The organism is Paenibacillus sp. EKM301P, from assembly GCF_011800295.1.
Classification (GTDB): domain Bacteria; phylum Bacillota; class Bacilli; order Paenibacillales; family Paenibacillaceae; genus Paenibacillus; species Paenibacillus polymyxa.
Map to the genome: position 1 here is coordinate 1 of NZ_JAALFM010000020.1, position 14,057 is coordinate 14,057.

The window sequence follows — 14,057 nt, forward strand, 5'->3', positions numbered from 1 at the left end:
GATCCTCCAGCAAAATACGCCAAGACACGCCGTCGACCACCAAATGGTGGATCGCTACCAACAAATGGTCTCCATCGGTGCAACGGAACAGACCCAGCTTCACCAGCGGTCCTTCATGTAGATGGATGCTACTTTGAATTTCGCTAGCTTTGCTCTCCAGCAAATGGGCAAAGTCAGACTCCTGGGTATAATCCACCACTTCGAGGTTATACAGCTCTCCTTCTTGCACGCCACGGTTCCATGCTTCATAACCACCCTCTGCATTTTGGCGGAATACGATGCGCAAAGCATCATGATGCTCGACAATGCGTTGCAAGGTTTGATGAAGCGCCGTTTCGTCCAAACGATCCTCACGGTGCAGCATCAGAGCCTGGTTATAGTGCTCAGGATTAGATGGCTGCTGTTCAATAAACCAGTGCTGAATCGGTGTCAAGGCCACGTTTCCTCTGACTTCTCCTTGATCGGACACGCGGGTCACCCGCTGCACCCGTCCATTCAGCTCAGCAATCGTTGGATACTGGAACAGTTCTCTCATTTCCAGCTTGTAACCATTTTGCAGCAATCTCGAAGACACCTGGATGGCCTTAATCGAGTCGCCTCCCAAATGGAAGAAGTTATCCAGTACACCAATTTGTTCGATACCCAGTACAGATTGCCATACCGATACCAATATCCGCTCTACCTCATTACGGGCGGCTACATAATCCTCGCCGGAATCCACGCTTCCCTCCGGCTGTGGCAACGCCCGCCGATCCACCTTGCCATTCGGTGTCAACGGCAATTGCTCCATCTGTACAAAATACGACGGCACCATGTAACCTGGCAATTCCTGGCTCAAGGCGCTTCGTAGCTCACTTGCCGTAATATCCGCAAGGGTGACCACATATGCGCAAAGCTGTTTTTGTCCCTGCTCATCCTCACGTGCAATGACGACGGCTTCTTGCACCGCCTCCAGCTTCAACAGCTGCGCTTCCACCTCGCCCAATTCAATCCGGTAGCCACGGATTTTCACTTGCGCGTCGATCCGTCCTTTGTATTCCAACGTCCCGTCCTCATTCCAGCGAACCAAATCGCCTGTACGGTAGCAACGCTCTCCACTGCGGAACGGACTATCTATGAACTTTTCAGCTGTTAAATCAGGACGATTCCGGTAGCCACGTGCCACCCCGTCGCCGCCGACGATCAGTTCACCCCATGCCCCCACAGGCTGAAGTTGCATGGAACGGTCTACGACATACGCTGTGGAGTTGTGGATCGGACGCCCGATCGGCACTGCTTCCGATTGCACGCCAGCAATCGCATGAGTTGTAGAAAAAGTTGTATTTTCCGTCGGGCCATAGCCATTGATAATCCGTAGGGACGGATGAGCCTCAAGCACCCGGTTAATGTGCGGTACGGACAGCACATCACCGCCGACCAACAGTTCTTGTACCCCCTCAAACAACTCCAGATCCTGCTGGGATAGCTGGTTAAAGAGTGGCGCAGTCAGCCACATTGTTGTAATACCATGGCTGCGGACAGCTTCCTTGAGCTTCGGAGCGTCCAAAATAACATCCTGACTTACCAGTACAAGCTGTCCTCCATTCAGCAACGAACCCCAAATTTCGAAGGTGGACGCGTCAAAGACAACGGCGCCGGTTTGCAAAATGCAAGTGTCAGCACCCAATTGCGCATAGTTTGTATTTTTCACCAAGCGCACAACATTGCGGTGTTCTACCATAACCCCTTTAGGCTGTCCGGTCGTACCCGAAGTGTACATAAGATAGGCAAGTCGATTACCAAATGGATGTGCTCCAGTAGTACTGTCTACGACAGACGAAGAAGATTCCTTTAAAAGGTCATTTTTCAGATTTGAATAATAGGTAAAATCTGCATGACTAGCTTCGTTTTGTTCCCCATGTATGTTATTTGCATCTTGATTATTCTCTGCCCCGTACACAGCGGCATCGCTCAGATCCAGCACAATTCCGGTGTAATCCTCCGGTTGCTGTTTCGCATGCTGCACCAGCAGCAACTCCGCTCCCGAATCTTCCAATAGGTAGCGCACACGTTCAGCCGGATAATCAGGGTCAATCGGCACATATGCGCCGCCCGCTTTGAGAATCGCCAGCATGCCGACGATCATATCTACGGAACGCTCAGCAACGATACCTACAGTTCGCTCAACGGTAACACCGTTCCCGCGCAGCGTGTGAGCCAGCCGATTGGCTTTTACATTCAATTCGCCATAAGTTAAATGAGCGTTCCCAGACACAACTGCTGTCTGATTCGGTGTACGTGCCGCCTGTTCCTCAAACAGCTCATGAATGCCTGCTTCGTATGGGTATTCCACTGCTGTAGCATTGAATACGTCGACGATTTCCGCACGTTCTTCCTCACTGATCAGCGACAATTCCTGTATCCGCTTGTGTGGACCCTGTACCATATGCTCCGCCACACTCAAAAATTGTTGAATAATTCGAGCAATTTCCTGCTCACTAAACAGCTCGATACGATAATCCAGGTATAATACGAGTCTATCGTCATCCAGCATTTCAACCATGTGAATATCGAAGTCATTCACTGTATCTCCGCAGAAATCGTTATCCACCTGCTGAATCGCTTCATCAAAACGGGAGAAACTCAAGGTACGGTACTGAATAGATGCCCCAAATAGACGCTGGATGTCCAGACTGCTTTGCTGTTCGCGTAAATCTTGAATAATTTTGTTGTACGGGTAACGCTGATGCCGCAAAATGGACGCCTGCTCCTTCCCTACACCCTGCAAGAAGGCCAGCAGTTCGGATTCCGGTTCGACCAACAGACGAGTAGCCACGGTGCTGACGAACATGCCGATGGTATCCTTTTCTTTCTTAGACGTACGGTTGGCATAGAGAGTCCCTACGGTTAAGTCCTGCTCACCCGTCACTTTATGCAAATAAATATACAGAGCCGCCAGGAAGAACGTGAAAATACTGATTTTATGTTCCTCGCAAAAAGCCGTAACACCACGATACAATTCATGCTTCATTATAAAACTCTCCCGGCGTGCAGCTGTGCTCAGTGTCAGCGGGTTATATGATTTTAAGCCTGTGGTCTCTGGCAAATCAGCAAACTTTTCCGTCCAATACGTCTTGTCCTTTTGATAGCGATCAGATTGCTCATAGCTTTGCTCTACCTGAATAAACTCTAGATAAGGATTGCCTTTGGTCGGTGCATCCTGACCTGTACCATGCACAATATCCATATAATGTCCAGTGATTTCATTAATGGCCTGATTCATGGACACGCCGTCCGAAATAATATGATGCATTTTAAAATTGAACCAGGTTTCTTCTGCCCCTAGCTGTAAAATAACAAATCGGTACAGCTGCGAATCCAACAATGAGAACGGTTGTGGATTATGGCGCTTTAACCATTCATTCGCTTCTTCCGGGGTTACTTGAAGCGTTTCAATATTTTCCGCTGTAAACGGCTCTACATATTGATATGGGATTCCATCCTGAGCAGTGATTTTGATACGGAAAGAATCGTTTTGGGCAATCACTCGGTTCATTGCTTGCTGCAATGCATCTATACGAACAGTTCCTCTGATTTTTACAGTACCGATAATGGTTGAAGTGTTCCGATGAGGATACAAAAGCTCCGTATACCAAATACGTTGCTGTGGCTGGCTTAAGGAAAACAATTGAACATCTTGCTGTGTCATCCGTCTCTCTCCTCGCAAAATAGATATTTGGTAAAAAGAAAATTCGCATATTTATGCGGTTTGTTCCTCTGGATGCTTTCGAAACTGAAGCTCATACAGCTCCGCATAATGACCACCCTCAGCAAGGAGCTGGTCATGAGTTCCCTGTTCTTTGAGCTCGCCATCGGCAAGAACACAGATCGTATCCGCCCTCTCAATCGTAGACAATCGATGGGCAATAACTAATGTCGTACGATCCTTCATCAGCTCATCTAAGCCCTGCTGAACTTCATATTCCGACTCTGCATCCAGGGCCGAGGTGGCTTCATCCAGCAGCAAAATCGGCGCATTTTTGAGCAGAGCACGGGCAATCGCGATTCGCTGTCTTTGACCCCCGGACAAATTGGCTCCGCGTTCACCGACAATCGTGTCATAACCCTCCGGAAGCTCAGCTATGAAGCCGCTGGCATAGGCTGTTTTGGCCGCAACCTCTACTTCCTCATCCGTGGCATCCGGTGAGCCGAAGCGGATATTGTCTGCTACTGTACCGTGGAACAGTGTAGCCTCCTGTGGTACATAGGCCATTAAATCCCTGACCTCATCCAACCGAAATTCTTCTGCCAAGCGGCCGCGAACCCGCAGCACACCTTCATCCGGTGGGTAAAATCCCAGCAACAACTTCATCACAGTGCTTTTCCCACCACCACTCGGACCGACAATCGCGGTTACCTGCCCTTCTGGCACGACCAAGTTCAATCTTCGCAGCGTTGGACAGTCTGGCTGATAGCCAAAGGTGATATTGTGTAGCTCCAGCGCAGCAGCAGTCTGTTCAATAGAGAGGTCTGAATCCACAGTCTCGACACCGTCATAGGATTCCTTAGGTTCACGGGCTGATGAAGCTGACACCTCTGGATCGATAAGCCCGGTTACTGATCCCTTCTGTTTCGCCGCGGGGAACTGTTCCTCTTCCTTCGACTCATTCAAGATTTCGCGGATACGCGCCAAGCCTGCCAAAGAGTTTTGTAACAGGGATACAGCTGCCCCCAGCTCCAAAAATACCGTTGAAATACCCGTTTGCAGCTGCACAATCTGTCCCAAAACTCCGAGCTCCATTTGCTTCTGCGAAACCAAGATCAATCCAGCAACAAGCACACCGCCCAGCGTAATAAATTCAATAACAAAATTACACATATCCTGCAGTCCCATATGACGTCCCTGTCGGATACTGATGCGATTTATGTCCTCGCTTGCATCGTTGCAAAGTCCACCCACTTTTGTCCTTAACCCAAATAACTTCACCGTCTGTAAACCAGAAAGCAAATCACTCAATCGTTCCGTGAACCTGCTCATCCGTCCCTGTAATTCTTCACTCGTCTGTCGCATTTTCTTCGCAAAATGAGCATTTATCCAGGCTGAAGCTAGTCCTAGTAGAACCGCCATAATCCCAAATCGCCAATCCAGCACCATCAGAATGACTAATGAGCCTAAGAAAAGCGAAGTTTCCAGTATAATCGAGCGAATATGAACGGTGTAAGCCTGCTCCAGCGTTTGGACATCGTTTGTCATGCGGGAAACAAGATTACCCGAATGGTGTTTTTCAGCTTTTTCATACGATAGCTTGACAACATGACCGAATAGTTTCATTCGTACATCGGCAATTGCGAGCTTGACACATCGTTTATACATATAGCTGCACACTGGGGAAATAAGACTTAACGCCAAAAATGTGCCGCTGACCAAATAGACCGCTCGGTACAGCTCCTGTACATCGCCATTAACCGCAAAATTCAGCAAATAATGCACCACAAAAGAAAGCAAAATTGTGATGCTGGCATTGGTCAGACTGTTGCCAACCAACCCCGTAAAATACCATTTTCGATGCGGCTTCATCAGGGACATCAATTGCTTAGATTCATAAAACCCCTGCTTGAAGGTCACGACGCTCACTCCTTTCCTCAGGCAGTGAATACCCGTTTTCCTCCGTTTGCTGTCCTTCAAAATTTTGCAAATACAGCTTTCGGTACACACCATCACGGCCTAGTAATTCCTCATGTGTACCCGATTCCACAATGCTCCCCTGATCAAGTACGATAATGCGGTTCGCCTGGCGTACAGTTGACAGTCGATGAGCTATGACCAGTACCGTCCGGTTTTGCATTGCTGCATTCATTGCAATCTGTACCTGAGCCTCCGACTGGCTATCGAGTGCTGAAGTCGGCTCGTCCAGTAGAAGCAGCGGAGCATTTTTCAGCAATGCTCTTGCTATAGAAATACGCTGCTTTTGTCCTCCAGACAATCCGCCTCCCCGTTCGCTCAACAGAGTTTCATAGCCCTCGGGTAGCTGAACAATAAAGTCATGCGCATGTGCCGCTTTCGCCGCCTCGACAATTTCTTTCCGGGTCGCCTCCAGACGTCCATATCCGATATTTTCTGCAATAGTGGCCGGAAAAAGCGACGGTTCCTGAGATACCATCGAAATATGGCTACGCAGGCTTGTTAGGTTCCAATCTGTTAAATTCTTACCAAACAATTGAACGGTTCCGGCATGCTCTCCAGGTTCATTAAATCCGCAAAGCAGCTTGAAGATTGTGCTTTTACCGCCACCGCTGGCCCCAACAATCGCTACCGTTTCTCCTTGTCCTACCTGGAAGCTAATCTCCTTCAGCACCGTGTTCCCTTCGTTGTAGCCAAAGGTTAAATGCTCAAAGCTGACTACAGGAATGTCGTCCTTGCTTTCTGCATCGTCTTCCTTGAGATCTTGGCTTATTGAAGTGATTTTCCCGTCTTGCCGCTCATCTGGCCAATCCAGCACCTCAAACAAATGCTTCGCTGCTCCCCCCGCTTCCTTCATTTGCGAAATGATCGTCGGCAGCATGGCAACAGGCTGCAATATGAACGAAATAAGATATAAAAAAAGGACAATGCCACCAGCATTCAACTCACCTTGTTGAATCAAATATCCACCGTACACAATGACCAAAATAATCGGTGTTGCCAGCATCATCACACCTACTGGAGTTATGAACGCATAGCGTTTTTCTAGCCGCAATCCGCGCTTGATGACCTCCTCCGTAATCACCATATACTTCTTCAACAGCACAGCCTGCATATTAAATGCCTTGACGATAGGAATTCCTCCGATCGCATCCTGTCCCACCGCGTTCAAATGAGCAATTTTCTCCTGAAGCTCCTTGGAGTATTTCTCAATTGGCTTGCTCATCAGTGAGGTTATGATCATTCCTACAGGCATAAGCGCAAGACTTGCCAAAACCAGTTTCCAGCTTGTCAGTAAAAGCAACGTTAAGGATGCCGTAAACACAAGTGGCAAATAAAACAGATTAGCAAACTGCTGGATAAAAAAGTTCTGCAACAGCGCCGTATTGTTTGTTAGACGGGATACCAAATCTCCGGTGAACTTGCTCTCCACGCTGGAAACAGGTAAATCATAAAACTTATGTACGAGATCGCCTCTCAAGTCGCGCAGGGCACTAACACTAAAACGTGCCGAAGCGTACCTCATCACAAACTTACAAGGCATTCCAATTACCGTCATACCAACAACTAGATAGATCATGTTCTGGGTGGAGGAGAATGTTCCCTGTGCCATTTGCTCTATGGCCTTACCCAAAATAATGTCAATAGCTGCCAAACACAAGGAGGAAATCACGGCTATAAAAACCCAAAGATTATAAGGCTTTATATAACGTGTGAGTCTCCGAAAAGCAGAATTTGATCGAAACAAAGGCATCCCTCTTTTTCATTGCCACACTTTAGCAGTGCGAACTTTTTAGATTGGCGATGGACGTCATTGAAGTAAACTCTGTGTCTGAAATGATGAGGGCCTGTACAGAAAAATTGGATTTTAATCTACGCTGGAAAATGCATCATGGTGGGTGGTTTTATCGGTTATTGCTGAGATGGTGATAACGAAGTGTATCGTGATGTGTGGGACATTCAACTCTGCCTGAATCGTGGTTGTGGAGTGCTTGTGTTGTAAGTTGTATGAGCTGCCGCAGCGTGGGCCATCGGCGAGGATGCGGAGAGAATGTCCTCGACTGCGCTCATAACCTCTTGCTCTTGTTCATGGATGAAAAAGTGATTGCCTTCGAACATCCGGACATCCATAGGTGACATCGTATGCTGCTGCCAGGCACGAAGTGAATCTGTGCTAACCTCAAAATCCCTCGTTCCCCCTAAAACCGTCATCGGGCATGCCAGTGGATCTCCCGGCTGATAAACATAAGTTTCACATACCTTAAAATCTGCACGCAGACGAGGCATAATAATTTGCATCAATTCTGCATTTTGCAGCACCTCTTCGGGGGTGCCCTGCATCAAACGAAGCTCTTCGGTGAAAGAATCGTCTGCTAAATTATGGAGCCGTTTCTTGGAGTATGGAAGTTGAGGAGCGGATTTACCAGATACGATGATATGCACAGGTAGTTTTCCAGCTTTGCTGTATAACTGCCGCGCTGTTTCAAATGCGATCAGTGCCCCCATACTGTGCCCAAAAAAGGCAAATGGCTTATGTATGTATGGAGCCATAGCGGGAACCAACGATTGGACGATGTCTTGAAGGGTTTCCATTGGAGCTTCAGTGGAGCGGCTCTCACGTCCTGGGAGTTGTATTGGCAACACAGTAATATCAGGCGCGAGCCTGGACTTCCAAGAGTTAAATATGTAAGCACCACCACCGGCGTAGGGGAAGCAGAATAGTTGGAGCTTCGCAGTCGGTTGGGCCTCTGTTTTAGCGAACCAAGATTGTGATCGAGTCGTCATATGAATTCCTCCATCCTCTATGCAGTTCATAATTTTACAGTAAATCCTTATATCTCTTTTTTTCTTCCAACACTTTCTAGCTTTTTTAAATATACAAACTTTAAAACGGCTTGACACGGGACAAAAGGGCTAAATTACTAGACTTCATAAAAATAAAACAAAATCCATATTATGCTATTTGTTTCCAAACTACAAAAACAACAATTTGACTTTTTCGCTCATTATCTGCCCATCATGATCTGTAAATCTAGCCTAAAACATAATTTCACATTTTCACGAACATTGTAAAACTAAAATCATTATGATTTACAATTACGCCCAAACCCCTTATCCTATAACAATTTTATCTTTACATGCCATTAACATAAATGTAACAAATTCAACCTGATATCATCCGACAAATTCCGCCTTTTTCCGCGCCCACCTTCAACCTCCTATATAATGGAACTAATTTAAAAAAAACACACACAAACCAAAATTAATAACTCTTTAAATTTTTAATAAACCGGGTTTTTAAGTAGTTCTAAAGAACTATATTATGCATAATTTTTTTTGACTCTTCGTCTAAAAAAAATTAGTTCGAATTGATTTTTTCGCTTCCAAAGCTATGTTTTTTTCTTTTCAAGCCTAATAGAAACTTTTCAATTTTACTTCATAAGTACCTGTTTTTTAGAAATTTATATCCTTGATTTTACTCTTTCATCCCCCAAAAACAGTAACAGCAAACAGCAAGTCTCCCTTTAGTCAGAGACTTGCTGTTTTATAAGTTTATTATGATTGAATTCACCAGCGAGGGAAGTCTTGACTTCAAATTTCAAGAGGATGCCGCTGCCGCGAGCGTACCGGAAGAATCAGCAGTATGATGAATACTTCGCACGAAACGAATCGTTTTTGTATCTGAATGCATTACAACTGAATGGGTTTCAGCTCTGTGACCAGGCAGAGAACGAACCCCCTGCAACCACTCACCAGGCGTCACGCCTGTAGCGACAAACATCACGCCTTGGCGTCCGACCATGTCCTCCATCGACAGCAACGCCCCTGGATCAGTAATACCCATGCGTTTGCAACGTGCAATCTCTTCTTCTCCATGAGGCAGCAAGCGGCCCTGTATTTCTCCGCCCATGCATTTCAGCGCGGCCGCTGCCAATACACCCTCAGGAGCGCCGCCAGAGCCGATATGCAAATCTACACCGCTGTCCAGGCAGGTTTCAATTGCACCCATCACATCCCCATGACCAAGCAGCTTGATCCGAACGCCGCTTTCCCGCAGAAGCTGAATGATCCCGGCATGCCGTGCACGATCCAGAATGGACACCGTAAGATCGGACAAGGATTTCCCCAGTATGCGCGCTGCTTTTGACAATGTAGTCGGGATCGTGTCCTCTAGTGACAGCTTTCCAGCCAATGCCGGACCAACAGCTAATTTTTGCATGTACATATCCGGAGCGTGTAGTAGACTACCACGAGGTGCAGCAGCAATGACCGACAGTGCGTTATTCAAACCGTTCGCCACCGTTTCCGTCCCTTCGAGAGGATCAACAGCTATGTCCATGGCTGGCCCTCTGCGATTGCCTACTCTCTCCCCGATATACAGCATGGGAGCCTCATCCATTTCGCCTTCGCCAATCACGACCGTGCCGTCCATGGATACCGCATTAAAATGAGTACGAATGGCTACTGTTGCCGCCTCGTCCGCGCTATTCTTATCTCCACGCCCTGTCCATTGTGCCGATTGCAGTGCCGCTGCCTCTGTTACCCGAACGAATTCCAATGCCATTTGACTCTCCATACCTATCCCTCCACCTCTCCTAAAAATGATATTACCTACTGGCAAATAAATATTTTCAGGGCAGCTTTGCTGCCATTTTATTTATATTTTTATATAATCTCCTATATCCTACGGCCGATCCTTATCTTTAGAGCAGCTTTGCTGCCTTTTATATTTACACTCCTGTATCCCGTAATTATATTTTCTTTATAAGCGCTGCTTCTAAGTTGTTTCGCTTCTATAACATTCTGATAATCAAGCCTGCTGTCTCTTCAATGGCTTTATCTGTAACATCAATGACCGGACAATTCAGCTCTTTAAACAAAGACTGCGCATACGCGATTTCCTCTTCCACCCTTGTCGCTGTGGCATATTGCACATTATTAGGAAGCCCCATAACCTTTAGTCGTTCACTGCGTATTTTCAACAGCAGCTCCGGCTGGATCGTCAATCCGAATACTCGGCCATGCTGAACATCCTTCAACTGAACAGGCGGTGTAAGCTCCGGTACAACCGGAATGTTGACTGTTTTATAACCTTTATGTGCGAGAAACATGGATAAAGGAGTTTTGGAAATACGTGATACTCCAAGCAATACTATATCTGCTTTGAGAATGGCGCTCACATCTTTGCCATCATCGTATTGAACTGCAAAATCCAGTGCCTCTACACGCCGAAAATAGTTGTCGTCCAGTCGGTGCAGTAGACCAGGCTTCTCTTTGGGATCGTTATGAAACGTATCGGCAAACGCCTGCATCATCGGTCCCATAATATCGACAGCCCGCACATTCAGCCGGACAGCCTCTTCTTTCATCGCCTCTCTCAATTCCGGCTGTACCAGCGTATAAGCTACAAAGCCTTTACGCTCGGCAACTTCCTCCATTACCCGACTCAGCTCGTCTTCATCCCTCACGTTCATAAATCTTTTGATCTCTGTGTCTGGTAACTCAAATTGGCGCATGGTCGCCTGTACGACAGCTTCTGCCGTCTCGCCAATCGAGTCTGAACAGATCGCTATAAAATGACTGCTCGCCTGAACCATTCGATTCCTCCCATTAATCCTCTGCTACCATATCGAGCAACATTTTAATAATATTTGTTTTTGTAATACGTCCCACGACTTTCCAGTGCTCTCCTGGTTTGTCAGAATCCGAAGGGACGACGACAGGCAGGCTGTCGATTTGACGAGCAATAATTTTGCGTGCTGCCTCTAGTACGGTATCCTCTGGGGAAACAGTGACCACATTCGCCTGCCGGGTCATCACAAGACTGACAGGAATGGTTGCTGCATTGGGATTGCCTAACGTTACCTTGAGTAAATCCTTGCGGGAAGCCACCCCTGCCAAATCTCCGTCTTCATCGGTGACGATCAAATTGCTCACATTTTCCAAAAATAGAGCTACGACAGCTTCCTGAATTGTGGTTGTTTCACGTACGATGACTGGAACCCCGTGAAGATCACCGACTTTCATTTGCAAAAGCCGGAATTTTTCCTCCCGGTTCGGCGTGCCCCGCTTTCCAACAAAATAACCGACCTTGGGCTTAGCATCTATGTAATTCAGAATGCCCAATTTGGATAGGTCGGTCCGAATGGTCGCCTTACTGAGATTAAGCATTTCCGCAATCTGGTCACCCGTTATCGGGGCATGCTTTTGTACGATGTTTAAAATTTCTACTTGTCTTGCCGTAAGGTCGATGATGAACGCCCCTCCTTTTTTTGCTTGCGATCTGATATTGAATATAATACGTCATATATAATAATAAATCAACCTAAAAAAAGCATATAAAACATCACATATATAAAATTAAAGTGGTTATTCATGTTTTTTTATCATTTAAAACACTTATTCCATACAAAAAACGGGTGCTTTATCCCCCCTCTTTCGAGTAAGGCAAAGCACCCGCTTTCCTATTCGTATCTTAAAGCATCAATCGGACGCAGCTTCGAAGCCTTGCGCGCCGGATATACTCCAAACAGTACGCCGACTCCCATGCAGCACAGAAAAGAGTACAACACTGGCTCTATCGAATACACAATCGGCATTTGGACGAATTTCTCAAGCAGCTTTGCACCCCCAAGACCCACCATTACACCGACTAGTCCACCCATTAGACTAAGAAAAACAGCCTCAGCCACAAACTGCAGCATAATATCACTGCGCTGCGCACCAATCGCTTTGCGAATTCCGATCTCCCTTGTACGCTCCGTGACGGACACCAGCATAATATTCATAATACCAACACCGCCAACACCGAGCGCAATTGCAGCTACACCGATCAGCAGCATATTCATAACCCGGTCAACCCCAGACACTGTTTTTAAGATTTCCGTCTGGGTCATGATTTGAAAATCATCGCCCTCTGATGGCTTTAGCTCATGTCTGGCACGCAGCACCTGACGGATTTCAGCACTTGCCTGATCAATCCTGTCCTCCGTTGTTGCAGAGGCATTCACCTGCTGAATGCTCATATTGCCCAGCCGTTCCATTCCAGTTGTAATCGGTACATATACCTGCTGCCCGCTGTTGCTCATATTGGAATTGGAATTGGTCAGCACACCAACCACCTTAAAAGGCAACTGCTTGATCATGATGGTCTCACCGACTGCCCTGGAGGCATCCGGGCCAAAAATATTACGGGCTGCATCACTCCCCAGCACAGCCACATTCATCCGTTTATCCACTTCATAGTGAGTAAACGACCTGCCCTGAGCTAGCGACAGCTTTCTCACATGGACAAATGCCAGCGAAGTCCCCTCAATTTGCCCGCTGACCTTATTGCGACTCCACGTAATATCTGCACTGGTCATCGCACTTGGTGCTACCTCTGCGACTGCTTTTTGCTGCTCTAGCGCCTCGATATCCTCCAGAGATATTCCTTTCGTCTGATTAAACGACATGGAGCTGGACCCATCATATGGAGCATAAGGATAGATCATCAGCAGATTATTTCCCATACTATTGATCTGCGATGTAATTGTAGCGGTTGATCCTTTACCGATGGCTACAATCGCAATCACGGCGGCCACTCCGATAATAATGCCCACCATGGTCAGCAAGGATCGCAGCATATTGGTTCGCAAACTATTGAGTGATACACGAATAATTTCCTGAAATTTCATGCCTTCACTTCCTCTGCCGCCATTCTTCGTTTCTCAACAGGCTGATCCTTTTCAATCCGCCCATCTCGAAAATGAATCAGACGCTTGGCGTATTCCGCAACCTCCTGATCATGAGTAACCAGTACAACCGTTTTCCCCTGATCGTTCAGACGCTGAAAAATCCCCATGATTTCCACACTTGTTTTGGAGTCCAAAGCTCCTGTCGGTTCATCCGCCAAGAGAATAACCGGATTGTTCACAAGTGCCCGTGCAATGGATACCCGTTGCTGCTGACCGCCTGACAATTCGTTTGGCCTGTTGTTCATCCGGTCGCCTAGACCTACGCTAGTGAGGGCATCCATGGCTCGCAAACGACGCTCCTTGGCAGAAACCCCCGCATAGATCATAGGCAGTTCCACATTCTCCAAAGCTGTTGATCGCGGAAGCAAATGGAATTTTTGAAATACAAATCCGATTTTCTGATTACGTATAATAGCCAGTTCATCCTCGCGGGCATCTAAGATCGAATATCCATCCAAATAAAATTGTCCTGACGTAGGTAAATCCAGACAGCCGATAACATTCATCATCGTGGACTTGCCTGAACCAGACGGTCCCATAATCGCAACAAAATCACCGTCAGCAATATCAAGTTGAACCTCACGCAGAGCATGAATTTCCTGATCTCCGACATGGTACACTTTTTTCAAACCCTCAATCTGAATAACATATCTCATGCC

At 46.9% G+C, this 14,057-nt stretch carries 9 protein-coding genes; all 9 read right to left on the reverse strand.

The genetic code is table 11. The features are described 5' to 3' along the window. On the reverse strand, positions 1-3,688 hold a 3,688-nt coding region (locus HFD99_RS23810), incomplete at its 3' end, for a non-ribosomal peptide synthetase (RefSeq protein WP_167441020.1). A gap of 51 nt (positions 3,689-3,739) precedes the next feature. Next, positions 3,740-5,605 carry an ABC transporter ATP-binding protein gene (locus HFD99_RS23815; RefSeq protein ID WP_123797158.1) on the reverse strand — a complete coding sequence of 622 codons (1,866 nt, stop codon included), beginning with the start codon at positions 5,603-5,605 and terminating at the stop codon, positions 3,740-3,742. After that, positions 5,580-7,409, reverse strand: a complete 1,830-nt coding sequence (locus tag HFD99_RS23820; RefSeq protein WP_090891557.1) for an ABC transporter ATP-binding protein — start codon at positions 7,407-7,409, stop codon at positions 5,580-5,582. Before HFD99_RS23820 ends, HFD99_RS23815 begins: the two co-directional genes overlap by 26 nt. Before the next feature lie 212 nt (positions 7,410-7,621). Further along, a complete protein-coding gene (locus tag HFD99_RS23825) occupies positions 7,622-8,446 on the reverse strand; it encodes a thioesterase II family protein (protein WP_019687139.1) in 825 nt (274 codons plus the stop codon). An 814-nt stretch (positions 8,447-9,260) separates the two neighbouring features. Next, a complete protein-coding gene (gene glpX / locus HFD99_RS23830; protein ID WP_016818476.1) occupies positions 9,261-10,238 on the reverse strand; it encodes a class II fructose-bisphosphatase in 978 nt (325 codons plus the stop codon). 217 nt (positions 10,239-10,455) lie between these two features. Beyond that, entirely contained in the window at positions 10,456-11,259 is an 804-nt protein-coding gene (locus HFD99_RS23835; RefSeq protein ID WP_016818475.1) for a pyruvate, water dikinase regulatory protein, read from the reverse strand. A gap of 13 nt (positions 11,260-11,272) precedes the next feature. Continuing rightward, positions 11,273-11,887, reverse strand: coding sequence for a helix-turn-helix transcriptional regulator (locus HFD99_RS23840; protein ID WP_223822107.1), 615 nt, complete (start codon positions 11,885-11,887; stop codon positions 11,273-11,275). A 239-nt stretch (positions 11,888-12,126) separates the two neighbouring features. Continuing rightward, complete coding sequence (locus HFD99_RS23845; protein WP_017428484.1) at positions 12,127-13,338, reverse strand: ABC transporter permease; 1,212 nt, start codon at positions 13,336-13,338, stop codon at positions 12,127-12,129. Beyond that, positions 13,335-14,054, reverse strand: coding sequence for an ABC transporter ATP-binding protein (locus tag HFD99_RS23850; protein ID WP_016818473.1), 720 nt, complete (start codon positions 14,052-14,054; stop codon positions 13,335-13,337). Before HFD99_RS23850 ends, HFD99_RS23845 begins: the two co-directional genes overlap by 4 nt. Positions 14,055-14,057: the final 3 nt, after the last annotated feature.

Coding starts and splice junctions, on each gene's coding strand:
- HFD99_RS23845 (WP_017428484.1), bottom strand. CDS start 13,338: ATGAAATTTCAGGAAATTATTCGTGTATCACTCAATAGTTTGCGAACC.
- HFD99_RS23835 (WP_016818475.1), bottom strand. CDS start 11,259: ATGGTTCAGGCGAGCAGTCATTTTATAGCGATCTGTTCAGACTCGATT.
- HFD99_RS23825 (WP_019687139.1), bottom strand. CDS start 8,446: ATGACGACTCGATCACAATCTTGGTTCGCTAAAACAGAGGCCCAACCG.
- HFD99_RS23850 (WP_016818473.1), bottom strand. CDS start 14,054: ATGAGATATGTTATTCAGATTGAGGGTTTGAAAAAAGTGTACCATGTC.
- glpX (WP_016818476.1), bottom strand. CDS start 10,238: ATGGAGAGTCAAATGGCATTGGAATTCGTTCGGGTAACAGAGGCAGCG.